This is a genomic window from Faecalibacillus sp. MSK20_93, from assembly GCF_020589945.1.
Lineage (GTDB): Bacteria > Bacillota_I > Bacilli_A > Erysipelotrichales > Coprobacillaceae > Faecalibacillus > Faecalibacillus intestinalis.
Window position 1 is genome coordinate 18,775 of record NZ_JAJDKA010000001.1, and the last position, 17,384, is coordinate 36,158.

Genomic DNA, 17,384 nt, shown 5'->3' on the forward strand with positions numbered 1-17,384 from the left:
TTGATTGCAAGAGATTTCATTAAAAATCAAAATCGCACATTTGAAAAATCATCAGAAAAGTTAGACAATGAAGTTGAAAATAAAGGTGAAGGAGGAATAACATATGAGCATAACATACAGTCAGGTAGAGGATTATCAGTTTCCAAATCTCAAGATGGACAAAACGAAGATAACAGGGAAATACGCAATGATGCGTCGAGCTTATCTCAAGGAGAACCAGCCAGGACACTTGTTCGCTCTCATGAGCAGGAATCAGTTGAACACACACTTGCAACAAATTCAGGTGGAAGCGGAAATGATGATGGAACAGTTAATGGAACAGATGTTAATCAAAAACCCAGCACCAGACAAGAAAACCAATCAAATGGCTTGGGTGGGACATATGAACAGTCTCAAGGAACAGGTGGAAGAAATCATTCTCACTCAGCTCATTTACAACTAGATCTGGAATTAGGCGATATCGAGGTGGTACAAAAACCAAAGATACCGCCTTTTTCTTTGGATGATTTACCTAATCTTCTTTATGAGGATATTGCGATGAATCATTCAAAAGAAGAAATATATCAATTTTTTATTCATCATACCGATGAAAGAGAACGTGCAGATTATCTTGCTGAAGCATACAGTGATACTCTTGTTGAAGTATTCAGACGACCAGAAAATTTTGATTTTACACATATAGGTTACAGAAAAAAGGATGAGGGGTTAGACATCTGGAGTGGAACTTATCTTAAGCACCAGACATTTAGTCATCTTAGTTTCTATGAACTTCAGTTTGAAATTGCTAAACTGATTGACAGTGGTGACTATATGTTACCAGCATGGCGTAATATGAACGGACTTCAACAGGCTTACCGTATGAAGATACTGAATAGAAATGCTATGGTACATCTTTTTGCTTATCAAGATGAAATGGTGGTTCCTTCACAGGAAATCATTGCATATTTTAAGCGACAGCATAGTGACGAGGAAAATGCTCATTATCTTAAGAGCTGTTATCCCAAAGAGCCGATTGAATGGACTGCAGATGGTATTTCTTTAGGGGTGAAAAGTGAAGATGACTATTTGCTTATCTATATGGGAACATATGATAATCAGATTGTTTCTGAGGAATATGATTGGGAACATGCAGCACAGGAAGTTGATGGCTTGATTGTATCAAGATATTATGATCCATTGGTACAGATACCAACACTTGAGGAACAGAAGAATGCTATTTATGAAAATGAAAGTCAGTTAAAAAAAGGCATCTACTTTTCGCAGGAGGAAGTTGACAGAATCATTCTAAGAGGGAGTTCAACTGTTGATGACAAATATCGAATTTACCAGCAGATGCAAAAAAATCTATCCGATAAGGAAAATGCAGAGTTTTTAAAACGTGAATATGGTACAGTTGGTCATTCAGCATATCATGGCGTTATTTCTGAAAGTCATAGTGCTAAGGGATTGACCCTGATTCGTGAAAGAGAAATAGGTCAGGAAGAAATCAAGGTTACGTTAAAATGGACGCAGGTCAGCAAGCGTATAAGAGAATTGATTGCAGTTGGTCGTTATATGAGCAAGGAAGAAATGGAATACTATCCTATCTTTCTTGAAAAACAGATGCAGGCACAATTGGAAACCAAGCGACTGCAATTAGAAAAGGAAATAATTACTAATGATGCTGAAGAAAATCAAGCCACTGTTGACGCTCATATCAAGAAGGAATATTTCTATAAGGCTGGTGATGATTTTTATTTAGGCATTGATGAATATACCATCATAGATATAAGTGATAACGAAATCTATGTTTCTGATAAGAATTTTCCGCTGTTTTCAAAAACATTTACCAAAATTGAATTTTTAGATGTTCTTAAGGAAAGTGCCCTTAATGATAAGCTGTTGCGTGATGTCATTGAGGTAGAGGAAAACAGTCAAGAGAATCACAATGCTTTAGAAAAAAACAATGATTTGCTGTTAAAGGAAAATTATTCAGATATTTTAAAATACATTCAATCAAGTCCTGCTTATGATGCCTTGAGAGATAGAGATACCGATGTTGATGAAGCAAGTGACTTGATTCATTCAGAGCTTCTTGCTTATGTATCATCTCATAATGATGCCAATCGAGAACTGTATCTTGCCTACATGGAAGATATGACTTTTAGAGAACAGCTTATTGATGAAATCATTGATAATGTTTATCAGGATTACAGTCAAGATAATTTAAATGAAGATGCAAATAGTTATCATTCACTTTATGATCAGCTGAATAAAATTGCACCTCACATCATTCAGGGGAAAAGCTGTTACATGCTGATGAAGGCAGGAGAACGTGACCATTCACTAATTATCACCAGACATGATGATGAACCTAATTTAATTAAGATGTTTCATGTACAGCCTTTTGGTGAACTGGAAATGGATTCACCGATGATGGAATTTACAGTCAATGATAATGAGCGAATATTAAAGCCTGTCTATTATGAAAACAGTGATTTAAATCTCACAATGGATATCAGAGAAGAATCGTTATTAGGAACTAAACTTGTACAGGAACAGATGGATGATTATGCAAAAAGATGGCTACAAAATATTTTAGATAAGCATTATTATCTTGCCAATGAGCAGTATTATCAAAATGAGCTTCACGATGGTATTTACGATATTGATATAGATAAGGGCAACCAGTTTTATTATGGACATCAGATGCCTTTAAAAGAAGTTATAAAATATTGTGAGGAAAATGATATTCACCTGTCTGATGACTATCGTTCTGAAACTGAAATCAGGACAGTTGAGAATGTACTGTCGGCATTGCGTATTGAAGATATTAAATTAGAATGGGATACGGATAGGGATTTTATTGTTGCTAAGGATGGGGATAATGTATGGGCGGATAAGGAAATATATGATTTTCTATTGAATGAAGCCATTGTCTATGAAGATGGAAAGCCACAGTTGATTAGTGAGCTTGATTACAGTAATCTATCTTATCTTTCCTCAATTAAACAGCCGATACCAAAGCCAGTTCAACCAGTTAATAAAACAAACTATGTTATCAATGATGATAATTTAGGTGCTGGTACAACAAAAGAAAGATATAGAAATAACATTGCAGCTATCAGGCTGCTTTTTTTGTTGGAAAAGGATAAGCATTATGCAACAAAAGAGGAACAGGAAGTTCTTGCAAAGTATGTTGGCTGGGGTGGACTTGCTGATGTCTTTGATGAGAATAAATCAAACTGGTCAAATGAATATCATGAATTAAAAAATCTTCTCAATGATGAAGAATATGCAGCTGCAAGAGAATCAACATTATCATCATTCTATACATCACCAGTTGTCATTGATGCAGTCTATCAGATACTTAATCATCTTGACTTCCATTATGGCAATATTCTAGAGCCAAGCTGTGGCATTGGTAACTTTTTTGGGAGAGTTCCAGAAAGCATGAATGAGTCGCATATGTACGGTGTTGAACTTGACTCCATTACAGGAAGAATTGCGAGGCAGTTATATCAAAAAGTGAATATAACAGTTGAGGGATATGAAAATACAAATCTTTCTGATAGTTTCTTTGATGTAGCGATTGGCAACGTGCCATTTGGTCAGTTCAAGGTACTGGATAAACGATACGATAAGCTCAATTTCAATATTCATGATTATTTCTTCGCAAAGACGATAGATAAGGTCAGACCAGGCGGATTGATTGTTTTCATCACATCTCGTTATACGATGGACAAAAGGACAAGTACGGTTAGAAAATACATCAATGAACGTGCTGAACTGTTAGGGGCAATCAGACTTCCAAATACTGCATTCAAGGAAAGTGCAGGTACTGAAGTTGTGAGTGATATCATTGTCCTCAAGAAAAGGGAAAGACCAATTGTTAATGATGAGCATTGGATTTCAACTGGAATCGATGAAGATGGCAATATTATCAATCAGTATTTTATAGATCATCCTGAAATGGTTTTAGGAACAATTGAAAAATGCAAGGCTATGCATGGCAGAGAGGATATCACAGTTGTTCCTTTTGAAGATCGTTCATTAAAGGAATCATTAGATGAGACAGTCAGTCACATTAGTGGAACTATTGATGATTATATCGTTGATGAAACTATAGATGCTAAAGAGGAAATAGACAGCATTCCTGCTGACCCTTTGGTAAGAAACTACAGCTATAGCGTTGTTGATGGAGATATCTATTATCGAATCAACAGCATGATGAACAAGGTAGAATTATCTTCAACAGCAAGGAATAGGGTATTAGGTTTAATCGCCATTAGAGAGTCTGTAAGACACTTGATCGAACTTCAAAGTGAAGATTACCCTGATGATGATATCAGGCAGGAACAGGTTAAGTTAAACCAAATCTATGACGAATTTATCCAAAACTATGGACTTATTAATTCAAGAGGAAATAAGCAGGTTTTTAGAGAGGACAGTTCCTTTTATTTATTATCTTCTTTGGAAAATATTGATGAAGATGGAAAGCTGGAATCAAAAGCTGATATGTTCTTTAAAAGAACAATACGCAAAAAAGTAGAAGTTCATCATGCAGAAAATGCAAACGAGGCATTAATGATTTCTTTGGCTGAAAAAGGAAAAGTCGACCTTGATTACATGAGTGAACTGTATCACCAGCCAAAAGAAAATATTATTGATGAACTGCATACCTTTATCTATAAATTGCCCAATGTTCTAGATAAAAATCAGGAAGTCTATGTAACTGCAGATGAATATTTAAGTGGGAACATACGAGAAAAACTATCTGAAGCAAAGCTGGCCGCTGAACTTGATTCCAACTATGAGGAGCATGTTGAGGCATTGACACGAGCATTGCCTAAGGAACTTAGTGCAACTGAAATTGAAGTGAGAATAGGAGCAACATGGGTGCCAGTTGATATATACAATGATTTTATGTATGAACTGCTTGGAACGTCAGTTTTTTCTAAGAGGTATATAGAAATTACCTATTCTGAGCATACTGGAAACTGGAATGTTAGTGGCAAGACCTTTGAAAGAGGAAATATCAAAGCGGAAAAAACTTTTGGAACCTATCGTACCAATGCCTATCGATTGATTGAGGATTGCCTTAATTTAAGACAGACAAAGATCTATGATTATGAATACAATGATGATGGAAAAAAAGAAGCGATTCTAAATAAAAAGGAAACGATGATTGCCCAGCAAAAGCAGGATGCCATCAAGGAAGCCTTTCAAAACTGGATATGGAATGACCCTTCAAGAAGAAAAAGATTGGTTGAGGTTTATAACAGTCAATTCAATTCTATTCGCCCTCGTGAATATCATGGAGAGCATCTTACATTTCCTGGGATGAATCCAGAGATTAATCTGAGATCACATCAAAAGGATGCTGTCGCACATGTTTTATATGGAAACAATGTTCTGCTTGCACACGTAGTGGGGGCTGGCAAAACGTTTTCGATGGTAGCAGCTTGCATGGAACTGAAAAGACTGGGACTCGCTCAAAAAAGCATGTTTGTTGTTCCGAATCATCTTGTGGAGCAGTGGGGAACGGAATTTCTTCAACTTTATCCAAGTGCCAATATTCTTGTTGCCTCTAAGCGTGACTTTCAAAAAGACAGAAGAAAAAGACTGTTTTCTCGTATTGCCACTGGTGACTTTGATGCTGTTATTGTTGGTCATAGTCAGTTTGAAAAAATACCGATGTCAATTGAAAGACAGGCAAAAACGATAACTGATGAGATTGAAACAATAACAAAAGGAATACAGGATTTAAAGGCATCAAATGGTGCTAACTTTACAATTAAGCAATTGGAAAAGACAAAAAAGAATTTGAAAACAAGACTGGAAAAACTCAATAAAACTGATAGAAAAGATGATTTGATTACCTTTGAGGAATTAGGAGTCGATCATCTTTTTGTCGATGAGGCACATTATTATAAGAACCTGTTTCTCTTTACCAAGATGCGTAATGTTTCAGGTCTAGCAGCAACTGAAGCTCAAAAATCAAGTGATATGTTCATGAAATGTCGATATCTTGATGAGATTACCAATGGCAAGGGGATTGTCTTTGCAACTGGAACACCTATCAGTAATTCGATGACAGTGCGCCCGTAAGGGGCTGTAATAATCTTACCTTGAGCAAGTAATAGGGCAAGGTATCAAAGCGGAATAATCCGCACCCTATCGTCACCCGACTTATCCGAAAGGGGAAACCCGACGGGGAGTGTAGCATGTCGGAGGACACGGAACATGGAAACTTCCAAAGTGTTTGCGTGATAGTGGCGAAAAGTTATGAATAAGGATGAAAGCTAAACTGCCTGAATGACAGTCGGAGATTGGGCAAAATGTTGCTCCGTGCGTAAGGAAGTTATATTCGCATGTACTCTGGTGGATATGAGTCGGCCATGCGTATCCGCAAGATACCCAGAGTAAATCAGCCATAGGATAATGGAAAACGGCGAACGTCACATCCGAAATCATAGCAGGCTCATGTTATTACAGTTCTAAACGGGGATTGCCTAAGGTAAAACGCCGAAAATCGGCTATGAGTGCTATGAGAAAAGTGACTCTGAATATTTACTATGGTAACAGAGTCTCCGTAGTAGTCCGAGGACGGGAAAGCCGTCCACATGGCGAAGGGAGACAGTCTTTCTTCAATACAAATAATAAGGAAAGGTGCGTGAGGCATTATGAGAAGTCCCGAAAATGTATTGAAAAGTTTAAGTGAAAAAGCAAAAAACAAAGAGTACAGGTACGAGAGATTATACCGTAACCTGTACAATCCAGAGTTCTATCTGCTTGCATACCAGAATATTGCGACCTCTCAGGGGAGCATGACGGCAGGAGCAGACGGACTCACTCTTGACGGTATGAGCATGGAACGCATTGAAAAGCTCATTGAGAAGCTGAGAGACCACTCATACCAGCCGAACCCAGCAAGGCGTGTTTATATTGCGAAGAAAAACAGCAGTAAAAAACGCCCATTGGGGATTCCGTCAACGGACGATAAACTGTTACAGGAAGTTGTCCGTATGATACTTGGAGCGATTTATGAGCCGACATTTTCTGATAATTCACATGGTTTTAGACCGAAAAGAAGCTGCCACACAGCGTTAAAAGAAATCGTAACACTGTTTACTGGCGCAAAGTGGATAATAGAGGGAGATATTAAAGCTTGTTTTGACAGCTTCGACCACCATATCACAATACAGCTTTTGAGAAAGCGCATAAAAGATGAAGCGTTCATATCGCTGATGTGGAAATTTCTAAGGGCAGGATATATGGAACAGTGGACATACCATGAAACGTATTCCGGCAGTCCACAAGGCTCCGGTGTCAGTCCGATACTTGCTAACATCTATCTGAATGAACTTGATGAGTTCATGGCAAAGATGAAAAACAGTTTTGACAAAGGCGATACAAGAAGCCGTAAAGTCCACAAAGACCACGATAAGGTACGCTGGGCATATCGGAAAGCGCAGAAAAATCTGAAAATAGAGCGCACAGAAGCAAACTTGGCAGCATTTAAAGAAGCAAGGAAAGTGATGTTGTCCACACCGCATTTAGACGAGATGGATGAGAATTACAAAAGGCTTCAATATAACCGTTACGCTGACGATTTCCTGATTTCAATAACAGGTTCAAAGCAGGACGCCGAAAATATCAAGGAACAGGTAAGGATATTTCTAAAAGACAAGCTAAATCTCACAATGTCGGAGGAGAAAACTCACGTTACCCATTCTTCTGAAAAGGTGCGGTATCTTGGATACGACATAAGAATATCAAGAAGTCAGGACACAAAGCGGACGAAAAAAGGTCTGCAACGGGTGTGGTATGGAAAAGTGCAGTTATATATGCCGAAAGAAAAATGGATTGCGAAACTACACGAACACGGTGCGTTTAAAATCAAAAAAGACGAAAACGGCAAAGAGATTTGGAAGCCGCTCCACAGAGGAGCGCTTATGCCATTAGACGATGTGGCAATCATCAGTAAATATAATTCTGAAATCAGAGGATTGTACAATTATTACAGGTTAGCAATCAATGTATGCAATCTGGGGAAATTTCATTCTATCATGCGTGGAAGCTGTCTAAAGACGTTGGCGGCAAAATATAATTCTTCTGTTATGAAGATGTATAAGAAATACCGTAGTGTAAAGGGCGACTTCGGCGCAGACTACAAAACTAAGAGTGGAACAAAGCGGTGTGAGTTTTACAATGAAGGATTTAGGCGTAATAACAATATCGCACCTGAATTTGTAGACATTATGCCGAAATACAGAGGGCAGATAAAACCGAATAGTCTTGCAGGACGCTTGAAAAGCGGACAATGCGAGATGTGCGGAGCAAGCCCCGTAAAAGTGTATATGCACCATGTAAAACGCTTAAAAGATTTGAACGCTGATAATGAATTTGATGAACTGATGTTACAGAAAAGGCGGAAGTCATTGGCTCTCTGCCCGAAATGCTACGAAGAAGCAAAGTTAAAATCACTTAAACTATGAAAGATGGCGAGCCGTGTACATCGAGAGGTGTAAGCACGGTTCTGGAGGGGGTTACGCCAAAACCGCTGACGAAAGGAAGTATGGCGTGGCGTTTCCTACCTTATGAGATGTATACGATGCAAAGATATCTGCAGTTTAATCTGCTGCAAAAACAAAACCTGCAGAACTTCGACAGCTGGGCAAGTACTTTTGGTGAAACTGTTTCAGCAATTGAACTTTCTCCAGAAGGTACAGGATATCGTATGAAAACAAGATTTGCCCGTTTTTATAATCTTCCTGAGCTGATTGCAATGTTTAAGGAAGTTGCTGATATAAAAACATCAGATATGCTGAATCTGCCAGTACCCAATGCTCACTATGAAACTGTAGCAGTTGAAGCAAGTCCTGAACAAAAAGAAATGGTCAATACCTTAGCAAAAAGAGCTGAATCTATTCGTGATGGCCATGTTGATCCTACAGAAGATAACATGCTGAAAGTTACAAATGATGGTAGAAAATTAGCTTTAGAACAGCGACTTATTGACAATACCTTAGATGACTATGATGGCAGTAAGGTCAATGCCTGCATTGATAATGTCATGCGTATTTATCATGAAACCAGTACTCGAAAATCAACTCAGTTAATCTTTTGCGATATGTCAACACCAAAAAGTGGAGTCTTTAATGTCTATGATGATATCAAGGAAAAGTTACTGCAAAGGGGGATCAATGAAAAAGAGATTGCCTTTATTCATAATGCCAATAGTGACATTCAAAAGAAAGAACTGTTTGCAAAGGTTAGAGATGGAAAGGTAAGGATACTTATTGGTTCAACTTCCAAGATGGGAGCAGGAACCAATGTACAGACTAAGCTTGTTGCTTCTCATGACCTTGACTGTCCATGGCGTCCTTCGGATTTGGAACAGCGTGGTGGAAGAATTATCAGGCAGGGTAATGAAAACAGTGATGTTTATATCTATCGTTATGTAACAAAGGGAACGTTTGATGCCTATTTGTATCAGCTTGTGGAGAATAAACAAAAATTCATTTCACAGATTATGACAAGCAAATCACCAGTACGAAGTGCAGAGGATATTGATGAGGCGTGCATGAATTATGCAATGGTTAAATCTATTGCAAGTGGTGATCCACGAGTCATGGAAAAGATGAATTTAGATGAGCAGGTTAAAAAATTAAGACTTGCTAGAGAAAACTATCTTAGCCAGAAATATGAACTGGAGGACAAGGTTGCTGAATACTATCCACAGCAAATCAGTCGCATTCAATTTAGAATAACTGGTCTTGAAGAAGATGTTCAAGCAAGGATAACACCTGAAGAATTTACAATGACTATCAAGGATATAACCTATAATGAAAAAGAAAAAGCAGGTCAGGCAATCCTGCTTGCGTGTCAGCAAAATAAATCAGAAGATTTGTTTTATCTAGGTCATTATCGTGGTTTTGAAATGAGCATGGTCTATGACAGTTTCCAGCATTATCATAAGCTGTATTTAAAAAACAAGTTGAATCATACTGTTGAGCTTGGTCAGGATGTATTTGGAAATATCAAAAGAATTGATAATGTTATTGATGGTCTTGATAAAAAGCTAACAGTAGAAAAACAGCTTCTTGAAGAAATGAAACAGCAGTTTGAAAATGCAAAGGAGGAAATCCTTAAGCCATTTGCAAAAGAAGATGAATATATTGAAGCTACCAATAAGCTATCTAAATTAAATAAGGAACTTGATATTGGTGCTCAAAATGAACCGGATGTCGAGCTATCTGAAGAAGAAATAAACAATGAAGTAAAAACAAAAAATATATCACATACAAGATAGAAGGCTGATATTCAATAAAAGAATACCAGCTTTTTTTATGGAGGAACACAAATGAAAAAGAAATATTTAACACCAGAAGAACTTGCTGAAGTAAAAAAGATAGATCTGCTGACTTATCTATATAACTATGAACCTAATGAACTTGTTAAATATGGAAGGGATACTTATGGTACAAAAACACACTCCAGCCTAACAATAAGAAATGGTCTTTGGACATGGTGGGTAAAAAATATTGGAGGACGAACAGCATTGGATTACCTTATTAAAGTGGAGGGCTTGAGCTTCTTAAAGCTGCACTGCTTGTTGATGAATGCATCACTAAAGAAAAGCCAGTCATCAAAGAAATACACAAAATCTTTTATGATAAATCAGAGTTTAAACTACCTCCAAAAAGTTCTTTTCCACTTAAGATATATGATTATTTAACAAATAAGCGTCATATTGATAAGGAAATTATAACTTATTATTTTCAAAGAGATATGCTTTATGAAGCACAATATGATCATGCAATTATCTTTGTAGGGTGTAATGATGATCATAAGCCATGCTTTGCATCTAAGCGTTCTATCACAGGGTATGAGCGTCGTAATCTTTCTGGAAGTGATAAAAGATACAGCTTTAGATTAGAAAATTCATTCAGCGATGTTGTTCATATTTTTGAAAGTCCAATTGATTTAATGTCGTTTCAGACAATGCAGAAGATGAAAAATCAAGAGTGGAATAAGGATAATTATCTTGCTATTGATGGTGCTTCATTAATAGGAAATGATATAAGTCATAGTGAAATACCTGTTGCTTTGGAATGGTTTTTAATGAAACATCCCCATATCAAGGTATTGGTTTTACATCTGGACAATGATCGTGCAGGACTAGAAACAAGTGAGAAAATTAAATATCATTTGGCAGACAGATATGAGATTCAAGACTGCAGACCAAAACATTGCAAGGACATAAATGATGTGCTTGCAAGAAAAGTATTAAGTCATCAAATCATTACAAGATAATTGAATTATAAAAAAAAGGAAAACAATATGGAAAGAAAAGAATTAAAAAGAAAAATAGTTAATGAAGTTTTGAAATATATTCAAAAACAAGTTGTATTTAATCGCAGTATCAGTTATAAAATGGAAGTGAAAGGACAAAGTATTTATTTTTGGATTCATCGCTATCAGTGTGATTTTAAGATTAATATTTATGCTGATGGAAATATTCAGCTTAAATTTAATGAAGCCTGTCATAAGGAATTTACATGTGATTACTATAAGTTTAATGAAGAAGATGATCTGGATTTATTGGTTAATCATTTTAAAAAGGATATGAATATGCTTTTAAAAGATTTTATAGAATATCCAATGGGATGGCATGTTATTATGGATTATCTTAGTCATGATGATGATTTTTTAGACATGAAGCTACTAAGAAATGATGACGAATGGGTTAAAAATTATAAGAGTATTCGAAAATATTTTTAGAACAATTAAATTAGTTTAAAGACAAATAAAGACGAAAAAATAATAAAAAAATCAATAAGAAAACTTGAATTTTTAGCAATTTATTGTATAATCTAAGTGAAGATAAAGAAAGAATTTATCTCAAAAAAATGGTAATAATTATTATGTATAATAATGTATACAATAGCATATTATACATTAAGAATGGTAACATTCTCGGTGAACAGGCACCGTAAAAAGTCGAATTCAAAAGGTAGAATTAAAAATAACCTTGTCCGAGTGTATATTGAAGAATATACGAGCCTAGCAGTAAGGAAACAATACTGTAGACAAGAGATAGTCTTAAAAATAATCTCGTCCGAGTGTATATTGAAGAATATACGAGCCTGGCGACCAGGATAAAACCTGTTTTTAATTTGATAGTATTAGCAGGTCATGTTGACCTGTTTTTTGTTTATAAGGGGAAAATAAAAATGCATAACTTGAATCAATCCAGTAAAAAAAGAATAAAAAATGATGTTATTAGTGGGGCAAGATTATACAAAAAATATCTTGTACCTAATGAGTTTTTGGTTATAACAGAAGATGGAGATTCAGTTGTTGTTTGTTTTCACAAGGAAGATTTTGCTCATCTTGCTGGTGTTCGTAATGTGTTTAGTGATTTAGATTTTTATAATCATTGTGCACTGGGTACATTAACTGAAGAAAATATAAAGACTGAACAGCATTATGATTTTGGAACAATCCGTAAAAAGATTATAAGAATAAAAAAGATAAACAAGATCATTTATGCAAATGCTGATACTAATCTTGTCTTGGTTAATTTGCATACGCATACTAGAGATTTTCCAATTGCAATAGAAAGTCCTGAAGATAAAATGGTTGTAGCTTTTATAGGTGATGATTTTCATGCAAGAAGTTTGAGAAATAACAATCAAACAAATGCAGATGAAAAGAAAAATATTATTGCAATTTTTTCAAGAGAAAAAAGATCAGAAGATAAATATGAACAACTTGTTTATATAAAGGATTATGAATATTTGAAAAATATTTATACTAAATTTGATGAAGTGATTTCAGTTAATATTTTAAAAGAATATGATGAGCATAATTTGAAATAACTATTATATAAAATGATATTTTAAGCAGTTACTTTATAAAAAAAGGAACTGTTTTTTTATAGGAGAGTGGTGTATTTGATTAAGAAAATCATAAAAGAAATACAAAAACTGGAACAACAAAAACAATTAAAACTAGATAAACGTAGTCAATTGGATGATGAATTAACAGTTATTAATTCACGTCTAAAAGAACTTAATAATCTCAAGAATCAGTATGAAAAATTAGAACAAAATGCTGATTCTTTTTTTATAAATACGAAAGGTCAAGGTGAAAAATAATGGCAAAATACAAAGTGGAAGTTACTGAAACATTACAGTATCAAGAAGAAATTGAAGCTAAAAGTGAAGAAGAAGCTTTGGAAAAATTAAAATCGAAATATTATAATGAAGACATTGTTCTTGATTATAGTCATCATACAAATACTGAATTTTGTGTATTGGAAAAAGTAAAAAAGAAAGATAGACCATCACGTTAATTTTTTTGATTGGTATCTTTTATATTTAAATTATGAAAGACTATCTTTATGTCTGTATTTGTAGCAAGCAAGGACTTTTGTCCCCAAAGTCAGCATGTTAGGGAAAATCCCTAAGACCCTCAAAAGTGAAAGTTGTTATTTTGATGTATCCATGCTATAAATGTTATATAAAGAGGTGTTGTGATTTATGAAAAAGAATAAGGGGAAGCAGGCTAAAAAAGGAATGAGTTTTTTAGAGAGGAAACCACAGGCAGAAAAGTGGCTTGCTCATTTTACTGATGATGAAAATAAGGATATTGTTAAATGCTATCGTAAAAAGTTTGCAGTAGATAGATTGAAGGCAGTTGATGAATTGCAACGCTTAGGTGTTAAGCTAACCAAAGAACAAATTGCAAAAGAGAAAAAAGCAGTTAAGGCACATCAGCAATCCCTGATTAATAGAAAGCGAAATAAAAAGAGAAAAAAGCTTGAAGCACAAACTCAATCATTAATCAACATGGATCAGGATGATACATTTTATTATATTGCAGGTTATACAAGTGGTGGAGAACCTTATGGTGTGACATGGGAAGAAATGGGTTTAGAACCCTATGAAGATATTGAAGATTAGTAAACCAGTCTTATGTTCAAAAAAACATAGGACTTTTTTTGAAAGGAAAGATGATGATAAAGAAAAAAATAAATAGAACAAAAGAAATTAAAATTCGATTAACACAACTTGAATTAGAAAAACTAAATAATTTGGTCAATATGACTGGGCTTTCACGAGAGGAATATTTGAGGTCACTTATCAATAAAGTTGTACCAGCCAACAAACCAACTGATGAACTTGTTGAGGTCATTAAACAGTTAAGAATGATTGGCAACAATCTTAACCAGATAGCTGTCATTGCTTATAAGACATCATCTATTGATGTCATGAAATATAAACATGAATCAGAAAAACTTCAACAGGAGATTTTAAAAATCATGGAAAGCATAAACCAGTCAAGACCATTGGAGGAATCATAATGGCAACAACAAAAATATGGGCAGTTAACGATAACTTAAAACGTGTTCTTGAATATGTTTCAAATCCTGATAAAACAGAAAATAAGGATTTAAATGATTATCAGTTTAAAGGTTTGGAAAATGTGATTGAATATGCATCAGATGATTTAAAAACAGAAAAGCAGTTTTATGTCAGTGGTGTCAACTGTTCCCCAGATAATGTTTTACAGCAGATGGTCAGTACAAAAAAAGCTGCTCAAAAGGAAGAAGGTGTTCTAGCGTTTCATTGTTATCAGTCATTTAGTCCAGGTGAGGTGACAGCAGAAACAGCACATGCGATTGGAGTAGAGCTTGCCAAAAGAATGTGGGGAGATGATTTTGAAGTATTGGTGACAACACATCTTGATAAAAAACACTTTCATAATCATTTCGTTGTCAATTCAGTTTCATGGACAACGCATAAAAGATTTTTAAATAAGCATATTGATTATGACAGGTTTAGAAGATTGTCAGATGAACTATGCAAGGAATATGCGTTGAGTGTTATCAGGCATCCGAAGAAAGCAAAGCACTATTCAGAGTGGCTTGCTGAAAAACAGCGTATTCCTACAAGAAGAACGCTTATCAAAGATGATGTTGATCGTGCAATTCGTAACAGCAGGACTTTTACACAATTTGTTAGAAATCTTAAAGAGATGGATTATGAAGTCAAGACTAACGTTAAGCACATTGCTGTCAAGCCACCAGGTGCTCCAAGATTTTTTAGACTTCATAATTTATCTAAAGATGAGGATTACAGTGAGGATGGAATCAAGGAAAGAATTCTAAGTAATACAATATTTGTAGATGGTCCTACTCATGTAAAGAAAAAAACATTTTATTTCCATGGTCACTTTAAAAAGCAAAAGAAATTAAAAGGAATCAAGGCATTATATTTTCATTATATGTATCGAATGGGAATTATCCGTAATCATGCACTTAGTAAGGTGCATTTTTTGTTAAAGGAGGATCTTCGCTATATGGATAAGATTACAAGAGAAGCAACACTGCTTGGCAAACAACAAATCAATACCTTAGAGGAACTTGAACAAAGGGAAAATGAAGTGAATGCAAAGATGGAAAATTTAGTTAAGGAAAGAAGATGTCTTTACAACAAGGTAAAGCGATGCCGCAAGCTTGAAACAAAAACAATGCTTCAGCAGGATATCGAAACCTTATCAAATGAAATCAAGGAACTTAGAAAGGAGGTGAGGCTTTATGGTGATATAAAGAAACGTTCAACTGTCATGAAAGATAAGCTTGAAAAAATTCATAAAGAGGAAATGGTACAAGCAAAAGATGATAAGCATCTAAGCAGACAATCAAAGTCAATATGATGAGTCATTATTTTTTGATAAGGAAAGGGGGGGTGATGAAAATGGCAACAGGTGGAGAAACCGCAGATCAGGCAGTAAGGATGACACTTCAGGGTATAGAAGTTGCTGCTAATGTTGCACTTAAAGTTGGTGGCATGGCATCCAAATCTTTAGCAGTCACATTGTATGCGATACTAACCGATAAAAAGAAAGTGAAGGGGAAAACTCGATTACAGTCAATGCTCAAGTCAGGCAGAGAGTTAAAGGTTTTTGCGATTAGGCATGAAGACCTCAAAACATTCTGCAATGAGGCAAAACGTTATGGGGTACTTTATTCAATTCTAAAGGAAAAAAACAATACTGATGGCATTGTTGATATTATGGTTCGTGCAGAGGATGCAAGCAAGATCAGTCGTATTGTTGATAAGTTTGAACTTGCAACAGTTGATACAAAAGCGATTAGAGATTCTGTACTGGCTAAGCAGTCTCAACAGTTAAATGATGTTCCAGTATTGAATGAAGATGAACATGATCGTCTTGTGGCTTCATTAATGGATTCAATGAAAGATGAAAAGTCAAATAGAGAAAACCCGACTTTAGCTCGAACGAAGAAGAAGGACGAGAATCAGTTCGAGCCTATTTTAGAGGGAACAGTTCCCACTACTACTAAACGTCCTTCTGTTCGCAAGGAATTAAATGAAATCAAGGAAAGAAAAAAGCAAACTGTCAAGCAAGCACAATCACAAAATCATCAAAGACCAAAAAAGAAAAAACGTAAAAAGGAGCGATAAAATATGAGTGATATCTATTCAATATTAAATCAAACAAAAAAGGAAAGTCCTCAGCGACTTCCCAAAGAGGAATTTATCGAAAAAATTAAGCAGCAAAAAAATTCATTATATGAAATGTCCGAAGTGCAGGCAATGAAGGTGATTAGTGAACCATCATCTTATATTCACTATCTATCAATGCTTGCTCAATTAGATTATACAGTAGCAAATACATTGCTGGTCATGGCACAAAAGCCTGATGCAATGATGCTTAAGGATAGTGAGCATTGGCGTAAGGATAAGCATTATATCAAAAAAGGTGAAAAGGGTATTCAGATACTTGAACCGCAGGGAGAATACGAAAGACCTGATGGCAGTGTAGGTACAAACTATGCAGTAAAGTATGTCTTTGATGTTTCGCAAATCAACAGCATGATTAAGGTCAATCAGCCGTTTATGTCTACAGAAAATATTTTTACTGGATTGACTTATAATGCTCCAGTTCATTTATTTAATGATGATGCATTTGTAAGTCATCACAGTGTTTTATATTCACCAGCAGAGAAAACAATCTTTTATCGCAGTCATCTTTCGGAAAATGAATTAGTAGAAGGAATGATTAGAGAGTTCTGTTATGCTGAGTTCGATCAGCAGTATACTAACTTTGACCGTCAGCGAGATCATTTTATTGTTGAAAGTTCTGCCTATATCTTGTGTTCAAAATTAGGTGTTAAGGTTAGCAATATGGAATTTGCTAATGAAGTGAGTCAGTATTTCTCTGGCATGGATGCTAGAAAAGTCAAAGAGGAATTAACCAACATCAAGGATTTATCCAATGATGTCTACAGTCGCATTGAAAGAGGGATTTACAAGACACATCAGCAGTCATTAGAAACATCACAGCCTAGCAGGGAGATGAGATAA

15 protein-coding genes are annotated in these 17,384 nt (G+C 35.4%); all 15 read left to right on the plus strand.

Annotation, left to right across the window (positions count from 1 at the left end; translation table 11 throughout):
- Window positions 1-154 precede the first annotated feature (154 nt).
- The 15 genes from LJD34_RS16680 (at window position 155) to LJD34_RS00145 (ending at window position 17,384) form a co-directional block, all read left to right on the plus strand.
- The gene (locus tag LJD34_RS16680) at window positions 155-442 is read left to right on the plus strand and encodes a TnpV protein (protein WP_412276772.1); all 288 of its coding nucleotides are present in this window, start codon (window positions 155-157) and stop codon (window positions 440-442) included.
- Between the two features lie 3,005 nt (window positions 443-3,447).
- Window positions 3,448-6,090: a DEAD/DEAH box helicase family protein gene (locus LJD34_RS16685; RefSeq protein WP_412531078.1), complete on the plus strand. Its 2,643-nt coding sequence runs from the start codon at window positions 3,448-3,450 to the stop codon at window positions 6,088-6,090.
- Window positions 6,091-6,665: 575 nt separating this feature from the next.
- A complete protein-coding gene (locus tag LJD34_RS00085) occupies window positions 6,666-8,480 on the plus strand; it encodes a reverse transcriptase domain-containing protein (protein ID WP_118233022.1) in 1,815 nt (604 codons plus the stop codon).
- Window positions 8,477-10,297, plus strand: a complete 1,821-nt coding sequence (locus LJD34_RS00090) for a helicase-related protein (protein WP_318532705.1) — start codon at window positions 8,477-8,479, stop codon at window positions 10,295-10,297. Before LJD34_RS00085 ends, LJD34_RS00090 begins: the two co-directional genes overlap by 4 nt.
- A 51-nt stretch (window positions 10,298-10,348) precedes the next feature.
- Window positions 10,349-10,723, plus strand: coding sequence for a hypothetical protein (locus tag LJD34_RS00095; protein WP_227358861.1), 375 nt, complete (start codon window positions 10,349-10,351; stop codon window positions 10,721-10,723).
- A 53-nt stretch (window positions 10,724-10,776) separates the two neighbouring features.
- On the plus strand, window positions 10,777-11,301 hold the full coding sequence (locus LJD34_RS00100; RefSeq protein WP_264474757.1) for a toprim domain-containing protein: 525 nt from the start codon (window positions 10,777-10,779) through the stop codon (window positions 11,299-11,301).
- A gap of 27 nt (window positions 11,302-11,328) precedes the next feature.
- Window positions 11,329-11,769: a hypothetical protein gene (locus LJD34_RS00105; RefSeq protein ID WP_227358862.1), complete on the plus strand. Its 441-nt coding sequence runs from the start codon at window positions 11,329-11,331 to the stop codon at window positions 11,767-11,769.
- A 452-nt stretch (window positions 11,770-12,221) separates the two neighbouring features.
- Window positions 12,222-12,869, plus strand: a complete 648-nt coding sequence (locus tag LJD34_RS00110; protein ID WP_227358863.1) for a PBECR4 domain-containing protein — start codon at window positions 12,222-12,224, stop codon at window positions 12,867-12,869.
- 69 nt (window positions 12,870-12,938) lie between these two features.
- Complete coding sequence (locus LJD34_RS00115) at window positions 12,939-13,148, plus strand: hypothetical protein (protein WP_227358949.1); 210 nt, start codon at window positions 12,939-12,941, stop codon at window positions 13,146-13,148.
- On the plus strand, window positions 13,148-13,345 hold the full coding sequence (locus LJD34_RS00120) for a DpnD/PcfM family protein (RefSeq protein WP_227358864.1): 198 nt from the start codon (window positions 13,148-13,150) through the stop codon (window positions 13,343-13,345). The genes LJD34_RS00115 and LJD34_RS00120 overlap by 1 nt, the downstream gene beginning before the upstream one ends.
- A 187-nt stretch (window positions 13,346-13,532) precedes the next feature.
- Window positions 13,533-13,955, plus strand: a complete 423-nt coding sequence (locus LJD34_RS00125) for a hypothetical protein (RefSeq protein WP_227358865.1) — start codon at window positions 13,533-13,535, stop codon at window positions 13,953-13,955.
- A gap of 53 nt (window positions 13,956-14,008) precedes the next feature.
- The gene (locus tag LJD34_RS00130) at window positions 14,009-14,356 is read left to right on the plus strand and encodes a plasmid mobilization protein (protein ID WP_227358866.1); all 348 of its coding nucleotides are present in this window, start codon (window positions 14,009-14,011) and stop codon (window positions 14,354-14,356) included.
- The gene (locus tag LJD34_RS00135; protein ID WP_227358867.1) at window positions 14,356-15,711 is read left to right on the plus strand and encodes a relaxase/mobilization nuclease domain-containing protein; all 1,356 of its coding nucleotides are present in this window, start codon (window positions 14,356-14,358) and stop codon (window positions 15,709-15,711) included. The genes LJD34_RS00130 and LJD34_RS00135 overlap by 1 nt, the downstream gene beginning before the upstream one ends.
- Window positions 15,712-15,746: 35 nt before the next feature.
- Window positions 15,747-16,481, plus strand: coding sequence for a PcfB family protein (locus LJD34_RS00140; RefSeq protein ID WP_227358868.1), 735 nt, complete (start codon window positions 15,747-15,749; stop codon window positions 16,479-16,481).
- 3 nt (window positions 16,482-16,484) lie between these two features.
- Window positions 16,485-17,384, plus strand: a complete 900-nt coding sequence (locus LJD34_RS00145) for a hypothetical protein (protein ID WP_227358869.1) — start codon at window positions 16,485-16,487, stop codon at window positions 17,382-17,384.

Excerpts from the sequence above, each read along its gene's own strand:
- LJD34_RS00090 (WP_318532705.1), top strand. The coding sequence starts at position 8,477 with ATGAAAGATGGCGAGCCGTGTACATCGAGAGGTGTAAGCACGGTTCTG.
- LJD34_RS16680 (WP_412276772.1), top strand. The coding sequence starts at position 155 with ATGGACAAAACGAAGATAACAGGGAAATACGCAATGATGCGTCGAGCT.
- LJD34_RS00095 (WP_227358861.1), top strand. The coding sequence starts at position 10,349 with ATGAAAAAGAAATATTTAACACCAGAAGAACTTGCTGAAGTAAAAAAG.
- LJD34_RS00105 (WP_227358862.1), top strand. The coding sequence starts at position 11,329 with ATGGAAAGAAAAGAATTAAAAAGAAAAATAGTTAATGAAGTTTTGAAA.
- LJD34_RS00145 (WP_227358869.1), top strand. The coding sequence starts at position 16,485 with ATGAGTGATATCTATTCAATATTAAATCAAACAAAAAAGGAAAGTCCT.
- LJD34_RS00085 (WP_118233022.1), top strand. The coding sequence starts at position 6,666 with ATGAGAAGTCCCGAAAATGTATTGAAAAGTTTAAGTGAAAAAGCAAAA.
- LJD34_RS00125 (WP_227358865.1), top strand. The coding sequence starts at position 13,533 with ATGAAAAAGAATAAGGGGAAGCAGGCTAAAAAAGGAATGAGTTTTTTA.
- LJD34_RS00100 (WP_264474757.1), top strand. The coding sequence starts at position 10,777 with ATGCTTTATGAAGCACAATATGATCATGCAATTATCTTTGTAGGGTGT.
- LJD34_RS00120 (WP_227358864.1), top strand. The coding sequence starts at position 13,148 with ATGGCAAAATACAAAGTGGAAGTTACTGAAACATTACAGTATCAAGAA.
- LJD34_RS16685 (WP_412531078.1), top strand. The coding sequence starts at position 3,448 with ATGTACGGTGTTGAACTTGACTCCATTACAGGAAGAATTGCGAGGCAG.
- LJD34_RS00110 (WP_227358863.1), top strand. The coding sequence starts at position 12,222 with ATGCATAACTTGAATCAATCCAGTAAAAAAAGAATAAAAAATGATGTT.
- LJD34_RS00140 (WP_227358868.1), top strand. The coding sequence starts at position 15,747 with ATGAAAATGGCAACAGGTGGAGAAACCGCAGATCAGGCAGTAAGGATG.
- LJD34_RS00135 (WP_227358867.1), top strand. The coding sequence starts at position 14,356 with ATGGCAACAACAAAAATATGGGCAGTTAACGATAACTTAAAACGTGTT.
- LJD34_RS00130 (WP_227358866.1), top strand. The coding sequence starts at position 14,009 with ATGATAAAGAAAAAAATAAATAGAACAAAAGAAATTAAAATTCGATTA.